The 21,334-nt window shown below is 60.6% G+C and carries 11 protein-coding genes; 8 read left to right on the top strand and 3 right to left on the bottom strand.

Annotated features, from left to right (window positions below; all coding sequences use genetic code 11):
- Positions 1–315 precede the first annotated feature (315 nt).
- The 3 genes from ACQ4WY_RS27855 to ACQ4WY_RS27865 all read right to left on the bottom strand — a co-directional run bounded on the left by ACQ4WY_RS27855 (position 316) and on the right by ACQ4WY_RS27865 (position 9,338).
- On the bottom strand, positions 316–3,162 hold the full coding sequence (locus tag ACQ4WY_RS27855) for a TonB-dependent receptor (RefSeq protein ID WP_436506869.1): 2,847 nt from the start codon (positions 3,160–3,162) through the stop codon (positions 316–318).
- A 356-nt stretch (positions 3,163–3,518) separates the two neighbouring features.
- Entirely contained in the window at positions 3,519–6,188 is a 2,670-nt protein-coding gene (locus ACQ4WY_RS27860; protein WP_436506870.1) for a TonB-dependent receptor, read from the bottom strand.
- A 369-nt stretch (positions 6,189–6,557) separates the two neighbouring features.
- Positions 6,558–9,338, bottom strand: coding sequence for a TonB-dependent receptor (locus tag ACQ4WY_RS27865; protein WP_353658682.1), 2,781 nt, complete (start codon positions 9,336–9,338; stop codon positions 6,558–6,560).
- 621 nt (positions 9,339–9,959) lie between these two features.
- On the opposite strand from ACQ4WY_RS27865, the gene ACQ4WY_RS27870 reads away from it, so the two are divergent.
- From ACQ4WY_RS27870 to rluB, 8 genes are all read left to right on the top strand, one after another.
- Positions 9,960–11,798 carry an ABC transporter substrate-binding protein gene (locus tag ACQ4WY_RS27870; protein WP_436506871.1) on the top strand — a complete coding sequence of 613 codons (1,839 nt, stop codon included), beginning with the start codon at positions 9,960–9,962 and terminating at the stop codon, positions 11,796–11,798.
- Between the two features lie 40 nt (positions 11,799–11,838).
- Positions 11,839–12,777: an ABC transporter permease gene (locus ACQ4WY_RS27875; protein ID WP_034782513.1), complete on the top strand. Its 939-nt coding sequence runs from the start codon at positions 11,839–11,841 to the stop codon at positions 12,775–12,777.
- A gap of 9 nt (positions 12,778–12,786) precedes the next feature.
- On the top strand, positions 12,787–13,896 hold the full coding sequence (locus ACQ4WY_RS27880) for an ABC transporter permease (protein ID WP_436506872.1): 1,110 nt from the start codon (positions 12,787–12,789) through the stop codon (positions 13,894–13,896).
- A gap of 9 nt (positions 13,897–13,905) precedes the next feature.
- Positions 13,906–15,597: an ABC transporter ATP-binding protein gene (locus tag ACQ4WY_RS27885; protein ID WP_436506873.1), complete on the top strand. Its 1,692-nt coding sequence runs from the start codon at positions 13,906–13,908 to the stop codon at positions 15,595–15,597.
- 27 nt (positions 15,598–15,624) lie between these two features.
- The gene (locus ACQ4WY_RS27890; RefSeq protein ID WP_353658678.1) at positions 15,625–16,587 is read left to right on the top strand and encodes a VTT domain-containing protein; all 963 of its coding nucleotides are present in this window, start codon (positions 15,625–15,627) and stop codon (positions 16,585–16,587) included.
- Between the two features lie 390 nt (positions 16,588–16,977).
- Complete coding sequence (locus tag ACQ4WY_RS27895) at positions 16,978–17,997, top strand: glucokinase (protein ID WP_353658677.1); 1,020 nt, start codon at positions 16,978–16,980, stop codon at positions 17,995–17,997.
- A gap of 398 nt (positions 17,998–18,395) precedes the next feature.
- The gene (gene scpB, locus ACQ4WY_RS27900; protein ID WP_099379401.1) at positions 18,396–19,190 is read left to right on the top strand and encodes an SMC-Scp complex subunit ScpB; all 795 of its coding nucleotides are present in this window, start codon (positions 18,396–18,398) and stop codon (positions 19,188–19,190) included.
- On the top strand, positions 19,183–21,291 hold the full coding sequence (rluB, locus tag ACQ4WY_RS27905; RefSeq protein ID WP_436506874.1) for a 23S rRNA pseudouridine(2605) synthase RluB: 2,109 nt from the start codon (positions 19,183–19,185) through the stop codon (positions 21,289–21,291). The genes scpB and rluB overlap by 8 nt, the downstream gene beginning before the upstream one ends.
- Positions 21,292–21,334: the final 43 nt, after the last annotated feature.

A 21,334-nucleotide genomic window follows, 5' to 3' on the forward strand; every position in this document is an offset into this window, starting at 1 on the left:
TTGCCGAGATCAATGCCGATGAGCGTAACGGTTTCCATGATGGCCTCCTTCAGAAATGAAAACACCCTACAAGTTTAGTAACTTATAGGGTGGAGGGTGACCATCTCATTAAGCCCGGAAAGCTAAGCTTTCCGGGCTTTTCAGTTTTCAGCTGCAATCAGATGCAAGCAGCTTAGAACTTGTAGGAACCGCTCAGGTAGAACTGGCGGCCCAGGGCGCTCGAGTACGATGGGTTGTAGCCCACTTGATGCGAAAGCCCGGAAAGCTAAGCTTTCCGGGCTTTTCAGTTTTCAGCTGCAATCAGATGCAAGCAGCTTAGAACTTGTAGGAACCGCTCAGGTAGAACTGGCGGCCCAGGGCGCTCGAGTACGATGGGTTGTAGCCCACTTGATGCGAACCCGTGTTACGCAGGGTGAACGGCGGATCGCGGTCGAACAGGTTCAGGATGCCGCCCGTGATTTCCACGTTCTTCAAAGGACGGTAAGCCGTCTGGAAGTCGAAGGTGGTATAGCTCGGCACTTCCAGCTGGATGCCATAGCATTCGCCTGGACTGCCGGCGACGATCACGGCGCAGCCCTTGGCTGTCTGTTCCTTGTCCGTGTAGCCATTGCGGTAGCTGGCGCTCAGCGTATGCGTGAACTTGGCTGTCTCAAACGTGCTGGTGGCGCGGATGATGTTGCGGAAGCTGACCTTGTCGTTCGAACCGTAGCGATTCAGGCTGGTTTCCCATTGATCATTGGTGCCTGGCGTCGTGTAGCGTGAGCGCAGCAGATAGGTACCCATCAGGCGAGTCGTCAGACGACCGTCCAGCAGCTTCATCTTGTGGGTGAAGTCGTAGTCGATACCGCGGTTTTCCACCTTGCCGATGTTGATTGGCAGCAGTTTGACGGCCAGCACGTCCTTGCCCGTCGAGCTGATGTGCTTGACGGTAAACAGGTCGGCGTACTTGGCTGGATTGTTGAAGATCAGGCCTTCGGAGACCGAGGTCACCTGATCGTTGATCTGCACGTTCCACAGGTCGAAGGACATCGACAGGCTGTCGATCGGCTCGAATACGGTACCGATGCTCCATTGCTTCGACGTTTCTGGTTTCAGGTCCGGGTTGCCGCCCTGGAAGGCTTCGAATTGCCTGCGGGTCACGCCGTCACAGTAACTGGCCAGCGGATGACCGCCCATGCCGTTTGCTGCCGTCAATGGGCATTGGTAGTTACCACCCGTGACGCCCCAGTCTTCCAATGGACCAGCTATTTCCTGCATGCTGGCGGCGCGGAAGCCGGTGCCGGCAGCGGCGCGGAACATCACGTTCTTGGTAGCGGAATATTTGCCGCTGATTTTCCAGGTGGTGGCGTTTTCCTTCTTGCCTACCGTCTTGCCCGTCAACTTGTCATCAATGGCGCCGATCTGGTCATAACGCAGCGAGCCCGTCATTTCCAGTTTTTTCGAGATTGGCAGCATCAGCTCGGCATACGCGCCAGCGTTGTCGCGTGCGTATTCGCTGTCGACTTGTGCATTGTCAAACAGGATCTGTGCCTGCTTGGCGACGTCCGCCTGTTGCATCTTGAACGAGGTGTTGCGGTAGTCGGCGCCCACGCCCAGCATGGCGGTGCCGCCTGGCAGCGAGAACACAGGGCGTGAAGCGCGGCCGTCGATGCCCTTCATTTCCACGGTCTGCGTATTGTAGGTGCCGCTGAAACCCGTGCCCAGCAGTGCCTGGCGCATGGTGTCCGGCATGGCGCCTACAGGATAGGCGAAGGGGTCGATATTGCCGGCGGCAATTTGCGCGTCGAACTTGTCGGCCAGCGGGAAACCGCTGACGTATTTCTGCGTCTGCTTGTTTTTCGAGTAGGTCACGGCCGAGTTGATATCCCAGCCGAATGCATTGCCGTCGACACCGGCGACGATATGCGTGGCCTTGGTGCCATAGTCGTAGGTGCGGTTGCCCATTTCCGACAGGCGATAGGTGGCGATGGAATCGGTGATGTTGGCCAGTTGCGCCGGCGTCAGGTTAGGCGCCAGATATTTGTTGAACAGCGGCGAGCCGACCGGCACCGAGAAGTCCGCTGGATAGGGTGCGATGCTGGCGATGATGCGCGCTTCCGTGTAGGCCAGGTCATAGAAGCCCTGGAAGCCGGTTTTGCCCAGTTTGACGGTACCCGAGCTGAAGAGGGAATCGCGCTTCGATTCGGGATTGATTTCGATGGTCGATGGCGAATCGAAATAGCAATTGCCGTCGCCATAGAAATCCATGTTGCTGGCAGCACACTTGCCGCCATGGGCCAGTGCATATGGGTTCAGGTTGACGGTATCGACGAAAGGCTTGTTGGTCTTTGGATCGATGACTAACTGGCCCGTTACCGGATCGGTGCGGTTGTAATCAACAGCCGCATTGCCTGGCGCCGAGCGCGAGGAACCGTTGATGAATTGCAGCGCCTTGCCGGTCTTCGGATCGTTGAAATTGATGATGCCGCTTTTCGCGAAGCTGCGCTGCGATGCTTTCAGCGATTTTTGTTCGTCATGGCTGGCCGACACGAAGATGCTGTAGCCGTCTTCGTCGATGTCGCCGAAGCCCTTGCTGATCGAGATCGAGTTGCTGGCGCCGCCTTTTTCTTCAGGACGCGAGTACTTGGCATTGATTTCCAGCGGCGATGCGCCTTTTTTCAGGATGAAGTTGACCACGCCGGCGATGGCGTCGGCGCCATACAGTGCCGAGGCGCCGTCCGTTAGCACTTCCACGCGCTCGATGGCCGACAGTGGGATCGAGTTCAGATCGATGGTGGTGCCGGAATTGGATGGCGCAAGACGGCGGCCGTTCAGCAGCACCAGCGTGTAGGCTGCGCCGATATCGTGGATCGAAGCCGTGGTGACGCCGCCGCCGCCGCCGCCCACCGAATCGGCGGCCACGGAGAAGCCCTGCATCGCAGGAATTTGCTGGATGAAATCGGTCACCGTGGAGACGCCGGTTTTCTTGATGTCTTTCTGGTTGAACGACTGCACCGGCAGCGACGCTTCGGAAGCGATGCGCTTGATGCTCGAACCCGTGACTTCCACGCGTTGCATGGTGCCATCTGTTGTTTCTTGCGCATACGCGGCGTGCATGCTCAGAGCCATGCCGCCTGCAAACATCAGGCGCAGCGACCGCGATATTACATTTTCTATCATCATCTGAAATTCCTTGTTATTGTGATAAAGGCGGCAATTATTTTGAAATAACTTGTTGCTTACTAACAATTTATTTGCCTTTTTGCAAAACCACCAATGAAAATTTTGTAAATTTTCAGGGCCCTCATCAAAACATTCACCATTCAGATTGTCAATTTCGTGCGGACTTTTTGGACGAAATGCAACATTTCCCTGTTTTTTTTGTAATCCTTCAGAAATAAAGTATCGTGAACCCTTGTCAGTCTTGTTCAGATGCGTAAAATAAAACGGCGCACATCATCGCTGATGGCGCCGTCTTTGGCATGGCCGGCGTACGCTGGTCAGCGCTGTCCGGTCTGTCTTTTCTTCCCTCATTCCCCTTAAAACGTATAGCTGCCGCGCAGGTAATAGGCGCGCCCGACCGGATCCGTGTAGCGCGGGTCATAGCCTTTCTGGAACAAGGTGCCCTGGTTCGAGAACGGTGGTTCCTTGTCCAGCAGGTTTTTCACGCCGGCCGTCAGCAGCAAGCCTTTCCATACGTAGCTGCCCGACACATTCAGCAGGCTGTAAGAGGGCACATCGTGGCGGAACTGCGGATCCACCTGGTTCTGATCCGTGTAGCCGGACTTGAATGATTGCGACACGGTGGCGCCCCAGTTGCCCATGCGCCAGTTCAGGGCCGCCGTATGCTTCCAGCGGAACACAGGATTGTTATCCGCGTAGCGGCCCACGTTGGCGATGAATTCGCCGCCGCGTTCGTTCTGGTAGTCATATTTGTGGGTCCACGTGCCATCGACCGACACGCTGACATCACCGTAGGCGCCACGGCCCAGGCGCGCATTCAGGCTCACATCGATGCCGTCGGTTTTCACTTCGCCGAGGTTGTCGTTCAAGTCCAGAATGGCGAAAGGCGAACCGTCTGGATTGCGCAGGAACAAAGCCTTGTATTTTTCGTAGTTACCGTAGATCGATTGTTCGGGCAAGGATGAAATCTTGTCCTTCAGATGGATGTTCCAGTAATCGATGGCGACGGTGACTTCCTTGATGGGTTCGAGCACCAGGCCGAAGGCGAAGGTGGTGGATTTTTCCGGTTTCAGTTTTTCATTGCCTCCTTGTAGCTTGAATTGCTGCAAGTCGCAATCGCGCAGGGGATTGGCGCCCGGCTGCGGCACGCCGCCCGGGCAGAGGATGGGATCGTCGTAGGAATCGTTGGTATCGTTCTTCGACGGCGGCGCATTCTTTTCAAACAAGGTGGGAGCGCGGAAACCCGTGCTGGCCGAACCGCGCAACACCAGCGCGCTGCTGGCCTGGTAGCGCAGGGCCAGCTTGGGATTGGTGGTGCTGCCCACGTCGCTGTAATGGTCGAAACGGGCGGCCAGCTGAACTTCCAGGTCCTTGATCAGCGGCAAGTTGACTTCGCCGAAGACGGCCTGAATCGTGCGCGAGCCGCTCTTCGACAGCGAACCGGACAGGCCGGAACTGGCGGCCTGGCTGGCGATATCGCGGTTGACATTGAAGTCGGCTTTTTCACGCCGCAGTTCACCGCCGAGCGCGATGGCCAGCGGGCCGCCGGCCAGCTGCATCAGTTCGCGGCTGCCCTTGATGTCGAAGCCAGTGGTGGTGACCTTGGCATTTTGTACCTCGCCGCGCAGGGCGGTGCTGTCCAGGTAAGCCTTGCCGGCCGTGTCCTGCATGCCAAACGGGTTCAGGATACCGTTCAGCACGCCGGCGGCAAAGCTCGCATCCTGCACATAGCCGTTGGTGAATTTTTCCGACGATTTGCTGATCGCATGGCTAAGCCCCGTCTTGTAATCCCAGCCCGCCAGTTCGCCTTCGATGGCCAGCACCAGGCGGTCAGCCTTGCCGGTGGAATCGATTTGCCGCTGGCCCGCTTCCACAGGGCGCCAGTTGACGCTTAGCGGCTGTCCCGACAAGCCTGGCTGGGCCGGCACGCCGCCTGCATTGCCCGGATAGTATTTGCTGGTATTGGGCAAGATCAAGCCCGTTTGCGGCGGCGGCGCCGTACGTGCTTTCACCTTGTTTTCCGAATGCAGATATTCCAAGGTGGCCAGGTGGCCGCCGCCCAGCTTGAAGGCGCCCCTGCCGAAGAAGGCCACTTGCTCCTGCGCCGGCAGGTCGTCGATCTGCCGCGTGTAGTCCTGGCGGCAGGTGCCGTTGGCCGCCGCCACCGACAGGGGCGGGTTGCAGCCCGTGGCCGCATACGGATTGCCGGCCAGGCCCGTGCCGCCGTTGGCCGCCGCATCGAAGTAGTTGCCGGGGAAGGTGGTACCGCTGGTGAGCGACAGGCCGCGATCGGGAATGATGCCGGTCTTGGAAAAATCGCGATCCTGCGACGTGAGCACATTTTGCTTGTGGTAGTCGACCACGCCGAAAATATTGTAGCCGTCGGTGTCGAGCTTGCCGAAACCCGTCGACAGGTTGATGCGGTGCTCGCCGCCGCCCTTGTGTTCGGGCGCGACGACCTCGGCGGTGATGTTGGTGACATTCACCGAGCGCTTGGTGATGAAGTTGATGACGCCGCCGATGGCGTCCGTGCCGTAGATGGCCGAGGCGCCGTCGCGCAGCACTTCGACGCGCTCCAGGGCGGCGATGGGAATGATGTTCAGGTCGACGCTGGCGCCGTCATACGGATGGTTGGCGATGCGCCGGCCATTGAGCAGTACCAGGGTCTTGTCGCCGCCCAGGCCGCGCAAGTCGGCGCTGGCCTGGCCGCCCGTGGGCAATCCGCTGGTATTGCCGCCGACGGCATTGCCGCTGCCCATGCTCGACGCATTCGAGGGTATCTTGCTCAGTACTTCCTGGGCCGTCGTCAAGCCCTGTTTGGCGAAATCTTCGGCTTTGAAGATGGATAGGGGCGTCGCCGTTTCCGAGACGAGGCGCTTGATGGAGGAACCGGTGACTTCGACGCGCTGCATGGTGCTCGTCTCGTTGACTTCTTGCGCCAGCGCCTGCTGGCTGAGCAGGCCAGCGGCAAGGCCGCCGGCGCAGATCAAACGGATGGAACGGGACAAGCGTATTTCTCTGATCATGTTCAAGACTCCTGGAAAAGCGGTTGGCTAAGAGGGCAAGAACGGCCGCGCCGGTTGGCGCACCGAGAACATTGAAAAGTATTTATATCTTTTCAACTGAGCAACTGTAATGATCCGCAAAAGTCCTTGTCAACGTGGCAAACGGCTTTGTGTGCTTAAACAACGTAGTGCGTCATCGGTACTGATTTAAAACAAAGAAGACGAATTTTGTGCCGCATTTTTGAGGAAGGCCGCCATGCCCAGTGCGGGCTTCGGGCGCGCAAAATAAAACGCCCGTTGCGGTGCAACGGGCGTTGGCGTGGCTGGCATGACGATAGTGACTTGCGCCTGCCGGATGCACAGGCTGCGCTTGGCAGCCTGCATTGGGGTTTAGAAAAACTTGTAGCTGGCGCCCAGTTTGAAGTAGCGGCCGATGGCGCCGCTGGCGTCCATCGGGTTGTAGCTCATGCCGCCATAGGTCAGCGGGTCGAGCGGGGCGATCTTGTCGGTCACGTTGTTGATCGAGGCAAACAGTTGCAGCTGCTTGCTGACATTCCAACGGCTCGACAGGTCGAGCGTGGTGAACGAGGCCAGCTTGCAACCGTTCGGCGCTGGTGTGCCATCGGCCAGTTTGGAGGCGCAAGGCTTGCCTTCAAAGAGGATGTTCTTCATATCCGAACGGTAGTTCAGCACGCCGCTGACATTCCAGTTGCCCAGGTCCCACGAGCCGGTGAGATTGATCTTGTCCTTGGGCGTCCCTGCGCAGTTGGATGTGTCGCAATTGCCATGCGTGCCGGCGAACTGGTAGCGCACGGTGGCCGACTCGGCGCGTACCCACGAGGCGATGTGGGTCCAGGTCAGGCCAAACGTGGCGCGGCCGTAGTCGCCCAGGCGCACGCGCTGCTTGATGTCCAGGTCGATGCCCTTGATCTCCGTATAACTGGAGTTGCGGTACGGTGCCTTGGTGATCAGCAAGGTGCCCGTGTTCGGCGTGACGACGCCATTGATGGTCAGGTTGTTGTCGGCGCGGACGGCGGTTGGCAGGGCGGCCGCTTCGTTGTACGGCAGGGGATTGATCTCGTTTTCACGCTTGATCTTCCAGCCATCGAGAGACAGGCTGGTATCGTTGAACGGATCCCACACGAGGCCCAGGGTGTAGCCTTTGGATTTTTCCGGCTTGAGGCTAGGGTCGCCAATCTTGACGGCCGCCACTTGCAGTTCGCAGTCGCTGGCATTGGCGCCCGGCAAGCGTGTGCCGCCCGGGCAGCGCACGGGATCGCTCACGGTCGAGGTTCCCGTCGATTGTGAATCGGCATTGCTTTCGGCTGGGCCCGGTGCGCGGAAGCCTTCCGAATACGTGCCGCGCACGGCGAAGGTTTTCAGCGGCGTCCACTTGGCGCCCAGTTTCGGCGTGGTCGACGAGAAACGGTCGTATTTGTCGTAGCGCAAGGCACCCGATAGTTCCACCGTCTTGATCACGGGCGCCAGCACTTCCAGGAACACGGCCGAGACCTTGCTGTCGCCCTTGGCGGCAACATAGCTGGAGTTGATGGAACCGTTTTCCGTGCCCGACAACGATGGGTTGTCGAGCTTGTCGCGGCGGTGTTCCGCACCCACGGCCAGGCCCATGGCGCCACCGGGCAGCTGCATCAGTTCGCGCGAGGCTTTGAAGTCGATGATGTCGAGCTTGGTCGTGGAGTCGGAGGTAGCGTTGGTTACCATGGCCGCGTACAGCGAGGCGGGATTCTTGCTTGCCTGCGCGCCGATATAGTACGGGAAATATTTGCTGTTCGGATTGCCCAGGGCATCCTTGACGACGGCCATGTTCAGCATGTTGCTGTAATCGAGGTGCAGCTTTGATTCCGAATGCGTATAGCCGGCATCGTAGTCCCAGCCCATGGCGTTGCCCTTGACGCCGAGCACGATGCGGTTGAACTCATTGTTGGCCTGGCGCGTGCTGGCGCCCACGTCGAAAGCCTGGTAGCGCACGCGCACCGGCACACCGTACGGATTTTGCGGGTGATTCGCGGCCAGCACAATGGTGGTGCCGGCGCCGGAGCCGTAATTGACGACGCCAGTCGGGCTGGTGGCATTCGGCGGGAAGGCGATGGTCGGCGTGACCGATGGTGGTATCAGGGTAAAGGCCGTGTCGCGCTTCGAGTAGCCCGCTTCCGCATACACCTGGGTGTCCGCATTGACTTGCCAGGTGCCGCGCGTGTACAGGTTGATCGATTCGATCTTCGGCTGCATCGAACGGAACTGGTCATGGTGCCACAGGCAGCCGCCCTTCGGATCTTGCGGCGAAGATACGGACAAGGTGGAGCAGCCGGGCAGCGAAACATAGTTGTTGGTGACGGGATCGCGGATCAGGCCCGCTGGCGAGGCATTTGCATCGTTGTTGCCGTTGATGTAGCCACCGGCAAACTGGGTGTTGATCGCATAGCCATACGGGCGCAGGTCGGCCTTGCCTATCCATTTTCGCCCGGCCCGCTCATTGTTCATCAGCATGTCCGATTTGGTGTATTCGGCATTGACGACGACGTTGAATTTATCCGTGTCCAGGTTGCCCTTGCCGAAGGTCAGCGAGGCGCGGTGCTGCTTGGCGTCGCTGTCGCCGGAGATGCCCGTGTCGCCTTTCAGGGTCAGGCCTTCGAAGTCCTTGCGCAGGATGATATTGACGACGCCGGCGATGGCGTCCGCGCCATACGTGGAAGAGGCGCCATCCTTGAGAATTTCGATGCGCTCGACGATCTGCATCGGCACGGTAGAGAGATCGGTAAAGCTTTTCTGGCCGTCATCTGCCCGCGCGAACGGCGCCATGCGGCGGCCATTGAGCAAGACCAGGGTCGAGGTGGCGCCCAGGCCGCGCAGCGAGATGGCCGTGGAACCGGCGGCAAAGCCGTTGCCGAAGCCCGTCGGCAGGGAGCCGGCGCCATCGGCGGTCAGGGTTTGCAGGTATTCGGCGACGGTGGCCTTGCCCGATTTCATCAAGTCGTCGCGGGTGATGACCTGTACCGGTGACGCGGTCTCGGCCGTGGCTCGTTTGATGCTCGAGCCTGTAATTTCCACACGTTGGACATTGGCGTCTTGCGCCATTGCCGGCGCAGCCATCATGCCAAGGCTGACCGCTGCTACGCTACCCGAAAAAATCAGGCGTACGGAGCGGGACATCACTGTTTCCATCATCATTCTCAGAACTCCGAAAGTAAGTTCGGCTGGCCGGTTTGCGACACAACCTCGCTAGTCTAAAAAAGATTGCTGCGTCGGCAATCGCTGTGGGACGAACGGCATACTGTGCGTTGCCGTGCTTGATAAGACCACTTGCCGAGAAAGCTTGTCAACGCGCAAATGTGACATTTCGGGATGGAAACAACAGTGTTTTTTATAATGTTTGAGTGTTTCAGTATTGGCAATTATTTTAATGTTGCGCTGCGCTATGCGGTTTCCGTCCACCGATAAAAAGTGCGCTCATTCACGGACGTAAGGGTTTCTACCAATGCGCTTTTGCGCGGCATCGTCCAGGGGATGTTGCGGTGCGGAAGATTTCCCCTGTGGCGCGGGTGCTTGTTGCCGCGCACGCCAGAAGTACCGCAGCTTTTTGCCCGGCATGCAAAATATGCGTTATCGTTACGCGTTTTCCAGCTCGTCAAACCATCGACGTGGCTGGCTGCGAACAAGGCATAGATCTTGCGAGGATGGACTGGTTTTGGTGGTGGAATCCTGTATCCCAGGGGGAAGCCAGTACAAGCGCACCAATGCGGTGCGACAGATAATCGAGATGAAGGGTATTACATGAAGTCACCATGGATGCGGCGCGTGGCGCTGCTCGCCTGCCTGGCCACCCTGCCGCTGGCGGCCGTTGCCGCGGATGTCGCCCCTGCGGCCGCGCCGGTCAAAACCTTGCGCTATATCCTGCCGGCCGCCGAGACGGGCTTCGATCCGGCTACCGCGCGCGACCTGTATTCGAACCACATCACGCAGGCCGTCTTCGACACCCTGTACACCTATGATTACCTGGCGCGCCCCGTGAAGGTGGTGCCCGGCGCGGCCGCCGCGATGCCGGAAGTGTCCGCCGACGGCAAGACCTACACCATCCGCCTGAAAAAAGGCATCCTGTTTACGCCGGACGCAGCGTTTGGCGGCAAGCGCCGCGAACTAACGATGGCCGACTACGTGTATTCGTGGAAGCGCCTGTTCGATCCGCGCCTGGCCTCGCCGCACAGCTGGCTGTTCGAAGGCAAGGTGGTGGGGCTGGATGACCTGGCCAAGGACGCGGCCAAGTCGAACAAGCTCGATTACAGCAAGAAGGTGGCCGGCCTGGAAATCCTTGACCCGTATACCTTGCGCATCACGCTGACCAAGACCGATTTCAATTTCCCCATGATCCTCGCCTACGTGCCGACGGCCGCCGTGGCGCGCGAAGTGGTGGACAAATATGGCGACGTGAAGGGTGAAGTGGGCTCGAATCCCGTCGGCACCGGCTATTACACCCTCGGTGAATGGACGCGCGGCAACCGCATCGTCCTCAACCGCAACCCGCAGCACTTGCCGGAAACGTGGAATTTCATGGCCGGCGACGATCCGGACGACCAGCGCATCGTGCGCCAGATGCAGGGTAAACGCATTCCCGCCATCGACCGCATCGAAATTTCCGTGATGATCGAAGACCAGTCGCGCTGGCTGTCTTTCCAGAGCGGTGGCACGGACGTGTTCTGGCTCGATGGCCCGCTGGCGCCGAAGGCATTGCTGAACGGTAAGCTGCGTCCCGAGCTGGCAGAGAAGGGCGTGCAATTGTCGCGCCTGTTGGATCCGGAAATCAGCTATTACTACTGGAATATGGAAGACCCGACCCTGGGTGGCTTCAGCAAGGAAAAGATCGCCCTGCGCCGCGCTATTGCCATGGCGCACAATATCGATGAAGAAATCCGCATCATCTGGAATGGTCAGGCCAAGCGCCTCGACTATCCGATCCCGCCGGGCGTCGTCGGCTACGATCCCCACTACAAGAGCCTGTTGCAATACGATCCCGTGCTGGCCAATAAACTGCTGGATAAATTCGGCTACAAGAAGGGCGCCGATGGTTGGCGTACCCTGCCTGACGGCAAGCCGCTGCTGATCCGCTACGCCTCGCGCAACGAAGCCAATGGCGTGCTGCAGGCGGAAATGTGGCGCAAGACGTACAACTCGCTGGGCATCCGCATGGAAAACGACCGCATGATCTTTTCCGATATCTTGAAGACGGAAAAGCAGTGCAAGATGCAGACGCGCACGGCGCCATGGCTGGCCGACTATCCGGACGGCGACAACTTCATGCAGCTGTTCTACGGCCCGAACACGCACCAGAACAACAATGGCTGCTACCAGGATCCCGAGTACGATAAATGGTACGCGGCCAGCCAGGCCATGCCAGCCAGCCCCGAGCGCGACGAGCTGTTCCACAAGATGGCGCGCCGCCTGGAAGTGAACGCGGGCGCCCTGATCGGCTATGCGCGCTATCGCAACATGCTGGCGCAAAAGTCGGTGCAAGGCTACAAGAAGCACCCGATTCTGTTTCAGGAATGGGCGTACATGGATATCGACAGCGATGGCGCTCCCGTGGCTAAACCAGCCCCGGATACTGCTGCCAAATAAGCGCAACCGCTTATAACAACATATACAACAAGGAATCATTATGTTCGCTTATATCCTGCGCCGCTTGTGGCAGATGCTGCCCACCATGCTGGGCGTCGTCCTGCTGGTGTTTATCCTGTTCAATTGGGTGGGCGGCGATCCCGCCTACATCCTGGCCGGCAAGATGTCGAGTGCGGAAAGCATCGCCAACATCCGCCGCCAGCTGGGCGTCGACCAGCCGTACTACGTGCAACTGTGGATCTTCATCAAGCAGATCGTCACCTTTGACTTCGGCCAGAGCTGGGCCACGGGGGAATCCGTGTCGCACATCATCACTTCGCGCCTGGGGCCGTCGATGATGGTGCTGATCCCGCTGACCGTGCTGGAAACCTTCTTTGGCGTGGCGCTGGCGCTGGCCATCGCCTTCGTGCGCGGTTCGCTGACGGACCGCGCCGTCATGATCGCCTGTACGGTGGGCATGTCGATTTCCATCCTCGTCTACATCATCGTCTTCCAGTACGGCTTTGCCTACAAGCTGGGCTTGTTCCCCGTGCAGGGCTGGGGCGACAGCTTCTGGGAAAACCTGCTGCGCTATTCGACCTTGCCGATCCTGATTGGTCTGGCCGTCTCCATCGCGCCGACCCTGCGCCTGTTCCGCACTTTCGTGCTGGACGAGGCCAACCAGGATTACGTGCGCACGGCGCGCGCCAAGGGCTTGAAGGAAGGCCGCATCATGTGGGTGCACGTGCTGCGCAACGCCGGCATTCCCATCATTACCTATGTGATGTCGAACTTGCCGGCCCTGCTGATCGGCGCTTTCCTGCTCGAGCGTTTCTTTGGCATCCCCGGCATCGGGCGTGAAGTGATCCTGGCTGTCGAGCGCAGCGACTTTCCGGTGATCAAGGCGATCACCGTGTATGTTGCCGCCGCCACCATGCTCTTCAACCTGCTCACCGACCTGCTGTACCAGGCGGTCGATCCTCGCGTACAACTGAAGTAGAAAGAGACGATGTCGAAACCTCATACATCGCCCGGCCTGTGGGCCCTGGCGTGGCGCCGTTTGCGCGGCGACAAGATTGCAATGATATCGCTGGCCGTGGTCGGCGCCTTTTTCCTGCTGGTGCTGGCGTCCGCCAGCGGCCTGGTAGCCTCGAACTGGGAAGACGAAGTGGCCGTCAGCTATGCGCCGCCCACCTTTGTGGGGGCCGACAAGGATGTCGCCGCCGATGGCGCGATGCCGGTGACGGACGAGCGCAGCGCGCCCACCCCCGTCAACGTGCTCGATCCCCTGGCCGACGATATCGCGGAACTGCGCGCCCAGATGGGCAGCAATCCTTCCGCCGGCGTCGAGATGTACGGCGTGACCGACCCGCTGGCCGACGATTTGACGGCCTTGCGCGCTGGCATGGGCAAGGCCAAGAAACTCGTCACGCACAAGGCGGCAACCTTGCCGTTCGGCGCCGACAAGTGGGGCCACGACATTCTGCAGAAAACCATCAAGGGCGGCGAAACGTCGATCGTCGTGGGCCTGGTGGCAGCCTTGCTGGCCGTGGTGCTGGGCACCATCTTTGGCGCCGTGTCCGGCTACTTCGGCGGCATGGTCGATGATTTCTTCAACTGGTTCTACAGCATTTTTACCTCAATCCCATCGATCCTGATGATTTTGACGGTGGCGGCCGTGCTGCAGCAGAAGGGCGTGCTGACCATCGTGCTGATCCTCGGACTGACAGGCTGGACGGGGCCATACCGCTTGATCCGCGCCGAATACATCAAGCACAAGGCGCGCGAATACGTGATGGCGGCCGACGCCATCGGCGCCTCGCACTGGCGCAAGATGTTTTCGCACATCTTCCCGAACGTCAGCCACGTGGCGCTGGTGCAAATGTCGATTCTGGTGGTGGGCTTCATCAAGGCCGAAGTGATTCTGAGCTTCCTGGGCTTTGGTGTGCCGGTGGGCACCGTCTCGTGGGGCAGCATGCTCAACGAGGCACAAAATGAACTGATCCTGGGCAAATGGTGGCAGCTGACCGCGGCCGCCACGGCGATGGCCGTGCTGGTGACGGCGTTCTCGCTGTTTACCGATGCCTTGCGCGATGCGCTCGACCCCAAAGTGAAATAGGAGTTGCTCATGGACCAGAATAACCTGTTGGAAGTGCGCGACCTGCGCGTCACCTTCCGCCTGGACAAGAAGACCACGTTCGAAGCCGTCAAGGGCATCTCGTTCAACGTGCCGCGCAACAGCACCGTGGCGCTGGTGGGCGAATCGGGCAGTGGCAAGTCCGTCAGCTCGCTGGCCGTGATGGGCTTATTGCCGCCGGATAACACCATCATAGATCCTGCTTCCAGCATCCACTTTGGCGGGCGCGACCTGCTCAAATTGTCGATCGCCGAGCGGCGCACCATGTGCGGCAAGGATATCTCGATGATTTTCCAGGAGCCGATGTCGTCGCTGAACCCCGTGTTTACGGTCGGCTTCCAGATCGCCGAAGTGTTGCGCCAGCACATGGGCATGAATCGCAAGCAGGCTCGCGCCCGCACCTTGGCGCTGCTCGAAGAGGTGGGCATACCCGATCCCTCCACGAAGATCGACGCTTATCCGAGCCAGATGTCGGGCGGCCAGCAGCAGCGCGTGATGATCGCCATGGCGATCGCTTGCGAACCGAAGCTGCTAATTGCGGACGAGCCGACGACGGCGCTGGACGTGACGATCCAGAAGCAGATCATGGACTTGATCGCCGCGCTGCAAAAGAAGCACCAGATGTCCGTGCTTTTCATTACCCATGACCTGGGCCTGGTGGGCGAGATCGCCGACCAGGTGATCGTCATGCGCCATGGCGAGGTGCGCGAAACGGGCGAAGTGCGGCAAGTGTTTGAAGCGCCGACCGACGCTTATACCAAAGCCCTGCTGCATTGCCGCCCGTCCTTGGATGAGCGCCCGTGGCGCTTGCCCGTCATCGCCGACTATATGGAAGGCAAGGCTGGCCCCGGCGTGGAAGTCAAACAGCGCACGCGCGGCTACACGCCGGGCGACGAGCCCGTGCTGGTGGTGAATAACCTGAGCAAAAGCTTTTATACGCGTGAAGGCCTGTTCGGCAAGCGCGAATTCCAGGCCGTCAAGGATGTGTCGTTTACCTTGCCGCGCGGAAAAACGCTGGGCGTGGTGGGCGAGTCCGGCTCCGGCAAGACGACGGTGGGCCTGACCCTGCTGCGCCTGCACCAGGCAACTGGCGGCACGGCCATGTTCCACGGCAAGGATTTGATTGCCATGCCGAACAAGGAATATTTGCCCTATAAACGCCGCATCCAGATCATCTTCCAGAATCCGTATGCGTCCTTGAATCCCCGTTTCACGGTGGGGCAGATCCTGCTGGAACCGATGCGCATCCACAAGATCGGCGCGAATGACCAGGAACGCATCGCCAAGGCCTACTGGCTGCTCGACAAGGTGGGGCTGCCGGAGCAGGCCTTCCACCGCTATCCGCACGAGTTTTCCGGTGGCCAACGCCAGCGCATCGCCATTGCCCGCTGCCTGACCATGCAGCCGGAAATCCTCGTCTGCGACGAATCCGTGTCGGCGCTCGACGTGTCGGTGCAGGCACAGGTGCTCAATCTGCTGCAGGACTTGCAGGATGAATTTGGATTGTCGTACATCTTCATCTCGCACGATTTGTCCGTGGTCAAATACATCGCCGACCAGGTGATGGTGATGCACAAGGGGCAAGTGGTGGAACTGGCCGATTCGGATGAGCTGTACCGCAATCCCGTGCATCCGTACACGCGCACCCTATTGAGCGCCATACCGAAGGGCGTGCAAATCTAAACACGCTTTTACGGTAAGATAGCGGCCATGCCCAACCTCATTTATCTGCTCGAACATTACGGTGTCCTGATTGTCTTTGGCATCGTGCTGGTGGAGCAGCTCGGCCTGCCGATTCCCGCTTTTCCCATCCTCGTGGTGGCGGGGGCGCTGGCCGTCGATGGCGACATGAATGGGGGGCTGGTGCTGGCTGCCGCGCTGGGCGCTTGCCTGATCAGCGACTTCACGTGGTTCCGCGCGGGCCGGCATTTCGGCAAGCGCATCCTGCGGCTGCTGTGTCGCATCTCGCTGTCGCCCGATTACTGCGTCAGCCAGACGGAAGATAAATTCAAGCGTTGGGGCCCGAAAGCCCTGATCGTCTCCAAATTCGTGCCGGGATTCAATACCGTCGCCGCGCCCATGTCGGGCGCGCTGGGCACGCCGCCGGGCCTGTTCTTCCTGTACGCGGGGCTGGGCGCCTTGCTGTGGAGCGGCACGGGCATCGTTGTCGGCGTGATTTTCCATTCCAGCGTGCAGCAGGTGCTCGACTTGCTCAGCACCATGGGCAGCACGGCCTTGCTGATGCTGGCGACCTTGCTGGGCTTGTTCCTGCTGTACAAATTCCTCGAACGCCGGCGCTTCCGCCAGGCCTTGCAGATCGAGCGCATCGGCATCGACGAATTGCTCGAACTCATAGAGCAGGGCGAGGAACCGCTGATGGTTGACGCCCGCAGCGCCACGGCGCAGGCGCTGGAACCGGCCGTGCCGGGCGCCTTGTTTTTCAATGGCAAGGAACCGGTGCCGGCCATGATCGCCATGGACAAGGACCGCCACATCATCGTGTATTGCAGCTGTCCCAATGACGTGACGGCCGCGCAAGTGGCCAAGCTGCTGCACCAGCACGGCTTTCACCGCGCCAAGCCCCTGCATGGCGGCCTCGATGCGTGGAATGCCGCCTACCGCTCGGACCAGCCGGCGCCCGCCAGCTTGCTGGGCGAAGGCTTGCCCTCCTGATTCCCTCAGCGTCCTGCACGCCAGCTTGGCAGTAAAAATCCGCAGTAAAAACCGGTAGTAATAATACGAAAACACTATCGCCGGCCTGCCAGGACGGCAGCGCCACACCAGCGTCGCCGCGTACAAAGCGGCTTTGCGCAAACTCCGGCATACTTTGCTTTCAAGGCGATTCCTGCTGCTGTGCAGCATGCTTTTCGCGTGCCTGATGAGTGCAAGTGCTTACTATAAATCATTGTTTCTAAGCAATTTTGGCGCTGCCTGTTGCATTTGGAGTGGAACTACCAATAAAGGCTTGTTTTGATGTACTTAAACTACAAACTTTGCTTGCCTCCGGGCGCATTCATCCTTTAAGCTTGGCGTCCCATGCGTCCCACTTCATCATTTAAAATCATGAGCGCTTCGTCTTCTCCCGTACTGCCGACTTCCGCCTTCGCCGATGGACCGCGCCTGCTGGCCGACGTGGGCGGCACCAATGCCCGTTTCGCCCTGGAAGTGGCCGCTGGCCACATCACCCTGGTGGAAGTGTTGCCCTGTGCCGATTACCCGAGCCTGTCCGCCGCCCTGCAAGCCTACCTGGCCCTGCCGCACATCGCTGCCGCCGGCGGGCAAGCCGTGCGCCATGCCATGATCGCCATCGCCAATCCGGTCGACGGCGATTTCCTCAGCATGACGAACCACCACTGGTCGTTCTCGATCCGCGCCATGCGCGAAGAGTGCGGTTTCACGACCCTGGACGTGGTCAACGATTTCACGGCCCTGGCGCGCGCCTTGCCGCAGCTGTCGAGCGAGCAAAAGCACCAGGTGGGCGCGGGCACGGCCCGTCCGAACACGGCCATCGGCCTGATCGGCGCAGGCACGGGCCTGGGCGTGTCGGGCCTGATTCCTTCGCACGGCGGCTGGATCGCCCTGCAAAGCGAAGGCGGCCACGTCAGCTTTGCGCCTTTCAATGAAGTGGAAGTGAGCATTCTGCAATTTGCCTGGCGTGAATACGAGCACGTCTCGGCCGAGCGCCTGATTTCCGGCGATGGCCTGGAACTGATCTACCGCGCCCTGGCCGACCGCGCGGGCGTGCCGGCGGAAGCCTTGCCTGCGGCGGAAATCACGCGCCGCGCGCTGGCTGGCGAATCCCAGCTGTGCGACGACGTCATCGAAGCGTTCTGCTGCATGCTCGGTACCGTGGCGGGCAACGTCGCCGTCACCTTGGGCGCGCTTGGCGGCATTTATATCGGCGGCGGCATCGTGCCACGCCTGGGGGCGCGTTTCGACCGCTCCGGTTTCCGCGCCCGCTTCGAACGCAAGGGCCGCTTCGCCAATTATGTCTCGCAAGTGCCGACCTTTGTCATCACGGCGCAGTATCCAGCTTTCCTGGGTGCATCGGCCATTCTCTCGGAGAAGCTCGCCTCCCTGTGATGCGGGGTGCGGGCGATATGTCGCGCCAGGGCCGGGTAAAACGCGTGTTTTGCCCGGTTTTGCGCTTTTCCGCTTTTTATCAGGTACAATTGGCATCGTTGGATGAAACGACGACTGTCGCTTTCCTTTCTGGCTGGTTCACCGCCACAGGAAAAGCAGCTGCTCCGGAGTTCGTTTCATTGCTGGTTATTTAAGGCCAGCACCATGGATGGCAGGACTTTCACTGCATCCGCTTTACTCCCGCTTTGCGCGCATCGGCCAAGGCGTCGGAAAAACAGCCTCAACTAGTAACCCAGCACGGCGTCATCATCGATGTCTGCCCTCTGTTACGTTGAAATGAACGTTTTTGATTTCTTTCTCTGCATACGAATTGCAACACACATCCGCACAGAATTGCTATGAATACAATTGAGGCTAAAAAAGTCCTCGAAACCGCGTTGCTGTGCGCTCGTGAGTCGCTGACGATCCACAGCTTGAAGAAGCTGTTCGTCGATGCGGACGAGAATGGTCGCGTGCGTGGCGTCGGCGTTGGCGCCGACACGATCAAGCAATTGCTGGAAGAGTTGCGCGATGAGTGGGAAGGGCGCGGCATCGAGATCGTCAGCCTGGCCTCAGGCTGGCGCTTTCAAAGCCGCCCGGAAATGAAGATGTATCTTGATCGCATGACGCCCGAGCGGCCGCCCAAGTATTCGCGGGCGACCCTGGAAACCCTCGCCATCATCGCCTACCGCCAGCCGGTGACGCGCGGCGATATCGAGGAAATTCGCGGCGTTGCCGTCAATTCGCAGACGATCAAGATGCTGGAAGACCGTGGCTGGGTTGATGCCATCGGCTACCGCGACGTGGTGGGGCGGCCGGCCTTGCTGGCCACCACCAAGCAGTTTTTGGATGACCTGGGTTTGCATTCGCTGTCCCAGCTGCCGCCTTTGCAGCAAATCAGTGAAATGCAGGGCAATGGGCTCGAAGCCCTGGAAGCGGCCCTGCAAGAAAATTTTGACAAGGCAAGCAATGAGCTTGTCCCCCAGCTTGGTGCAGGTAGCAATACGGCTGTGACAGATGTAGATGTGACAGCAAGCCTTGATGCCGGCCCCGATGCTTCGCCCACGGACGAAGCCTACACTCACGACCCTGCGCCAGAACTAACGGTTGACGCTGCGCCAGGTCAGCACAGCCAAGAAACGAAGAATGAATAATCCGAATACACCCGAGACAGTAACCGCCAGCGACGAAGCCATCGTTGCCAAGCCCAAGCGCCGTACCAAGGCCCAGATCGAAGCCGATACGGCCGCTGCCGCTGCAACTACTGCTGCCGGCGACAGCGCCGCTGCCAAGCCGAAGCGCCGCACGAAAGCCGACGTGGCCGCCGACTCAGTTGCTGAATCCTCCGTCGCCGCCGCTGCTGGCGATTCCGCTGCCGAAGCTGCACCTGCCGTCAAGAAAACCCGCGCCAAGCCAGCCCTGAAGGCCGTGGCTGACGCCGCGGAAGCCGCTGCCGAGGCGGTTGCCGCCCCTGCACCGCGTCCGCCGCGCGCCCGCGCCGCCGCCAAGGCCGCTGCCGCCGTCGCTGAAACGGTGCAGGAAGCCGTCGCTGACAAGCCGGCCGAAGCACGCCCGACCCGTGGTCCGCGCCAGATGCGTGGCGTGCAAGCGGAACGCGCGCTGCGCCAGCCGCCGCGCGCCGAAGCGCCGCAGGCAGCCGAGACAGCTGCGGCAGCGCCTGCCGCCGAGCAAGCTGCCGCGCCTGTCGCTGACGTGTTCGATGCCGAAGGCAATCTCGTTTCCGGCCCGCGCCTGCCGCGTGGTCCGCGCAACGACGTGCCGGGCGCCGGCAAGAATGCCGGCAAGAGCCGTAAAAAGGGCAAGGGCCGCCAGGCTGCGCCGGGTAAGCTCAGCGACGCCGACGCCGTGTTCTCGTTTGTCACCTCCGACGCTTTCGACAGCGAAGAAGGCGGCACGGGCCGCGTGCAAAAAGTGGCCGTGCGCCGCGACCTGACGTCCGACGACGACGCGCCGAAGCTGCACAAGGTGCTGGCCGAAGCCGGTCTCGGTTCGCGCCGCGACATGGAAGACCTGATCATTTCGGGCCGCGTGTCCGTGAATGGCGAGCCGGCCCACATCGGCCAGCGCATCTTGCCGAGCGACCACGTGCGCATCAATGGCAAGTTGATCCAGCGCCGCGTCAGCAAGAAGCCGCCAAGAGTGCTGGTGTACCACAAGCCGGCCGGCGAAATCGTCAGCCATAACGACCCGGACGGCCGTCCATCCGTGTTCGACCGCCTGCCGACCATGAAAGCGGGCAAGTGGCTTGCCGTTGGCCGTCTCGACTTCAACACGGAAGGCTTGCTGTTGTTTACCACGTCCGGTGACCTGGCCAACCGCCTGATGCACCCGCGCTACGGCATCGACCGCGAGTACGCCGTGCGTACCCTGGGCGAGCTTGAAGAGGGCATGCGTCAGAAACTGCTGGCCGGCGTCGAACTGGAAGACGGCCTGGCGCAGTTCTCGAAGATCGCCGATGGCGGCGGCGAAGGCATCAACAAGTGGTACCGCGTGGTGATCGGCGAAGGCCGTAACCGCGAAGTGCGCCGCATGTTCGAAGCCATCGGCCTGACCGTGTCGCGCCTGATCCGTACGCGCTACGGCGCCATGACCCTGCCGAGCGGCCTGAAGCGCGGCCGCTGGGAAGAGATGGATGAAAACACCGTGCGTGACCTGTTGACCGCCTACGGCATCGAAAAGAAAATGCCGGCATCGGGCGACCCCCGTGCCGCTGGCGCTGCCAAGGGCCGCGAAGCGCGCAAGGCCAGCCGCGATGACGAGCCGAATGGCAACCGCATCGATGTGAGCAACCGCAACGCCGATCCTTTCCCGGTCGCGCCGCGCCGTGGTCAGCCGCAGGGCCAGTTTGCCCGTCCGCAAGGCCAGGGTCGCCCAGGCGGCGCCGGCCGTCCAGGCGAAGCGCGTGGTCCGGGCCGTGGCCAGCCGCAAGGTCCGTTCCAGGGTGGTCAGCCCCGCTCGTCGGCATCGTTCGAAGGTTCGCCGCAAGGCCAGGGTCGTCCGCCGCGTGCGGCAGGCCAGGGCCAGGGGCGTCCGGCCGGTGGCGAAGGCCGCGCGCCGCAACGCGGTCCGCGCCAGCCCGATCCGCTGCAAACGACCTTCGGCTTCGCCAACACGGGTCCGCGCCGCAATGCCGGAGGTGGTGCCGGTGGTCAGGCGCGTTCCGGTGGTCAGCCGCGTGGCGGCATGGATCGTGGCGACATGGATGGCATGCCGCGCCGCCGCAGCAAAGGTTAATCGGGAAGAGTTTCTTCTTGCGCGCCCGCTGATCTGCAGTGGG

This window comes from Janthinobacterium salmonicoloratum, assembly GCF_051380845.1.
Taxonomy (GTDB): domain Bacteria; phylum Pseudomonadota; class Gammaproteobacteria; order Burkholderiales; family Burkholderiaceae_D; genus Janthinobacterium; species Janthinobacterium lividum_F.

What these genes read in the sequence shown, in the direction of transcription:
- ACQ4WY_RS27885 (WP_436506873.1), top strand. Translation starts at nt 13,906, where the DNA reads ATGGACCAGAATAACCTGTTGGAAGTGCGCGACCTGCGCGTCACCTTC.
- ACQ4WY_RS27855 (WP_436506869.1), bottom strand. Translation starts at nt 3,162, where the DNA reads ATGATGATAGAAAATGTAATATCGCGGTCGCTGCGCCTGATGTTTGCA.
- ACQ4WY_RS27875 (WP_034782513.1), top strand. Translation starts at nt 11,839, where the DNA reads ATGTTCGCTTATATCCTGCGCCGCTTGTGGCAGATGCTGCCCACCATG.
- ACQ4WY_RS27880 (WP_436506872.1), top strand. Translation starts at nt 12,787, where the DNA reads ATGTCGAAACCTCATACATCGCCCGGCCTGTGGGCCCTGGCGTGGCGC.
- rluB (WP_436506874.1), top strand. Translation starts at nt 19,183, where the DNA reads ATGAATAATCCGAATACACCCGAGACAGTAACCGCCAGCGACGAAGCC.
- scpB (WP_099379401.1), top strand. Translation starts at nt 18,396, where the DNA reads ATGAATACAATTGAGGCTAAAAAAGTCCTCGAAACCGCGTTGCTGTGC.
- ACQ4WY_RS27895 (WP_353658677.1), top strand. Translation starts at nt 16,978, where the DNA reads ATGAGCGCTTCGTCTTCTCCCGTACTGCCGACTTCCGCCTTCGCCGAT.
- ACQ4WY_RS27860 (WP_436506870.1), bottom strand. Translation starts at nt 6,188, where the DNA reads ATGATCAGAGAAATACGCTTGTCCCGTTCCATCCGTTTGATCTGCGCC.
- ACQ4WY_RS27890 (WP_353658678.1), top strand. Translation starts at nt 15,625, where the DNA reads ATGCCCAACCTCATTTATCTGCTCGAACATTACGGTGTCCTGATTGTC.
- ACQ4WY_RS27870 (WP_436506871.1), top strand. Translation starts at nt 9,960, where the DNA reads ATGAAGTCACCATGGATGCGGCGCGTGGCGCTGCTCGCCTGCCTGGCC.
- ACQ4WY_RS27865 (WP_353658682.1), bottom strand. Translation starts at nt 9,338, where the DNA reads ATGTCCCGCTCCGTACGCCTGATTTTTTCGGGTAGCGTAGCAGCGGTC.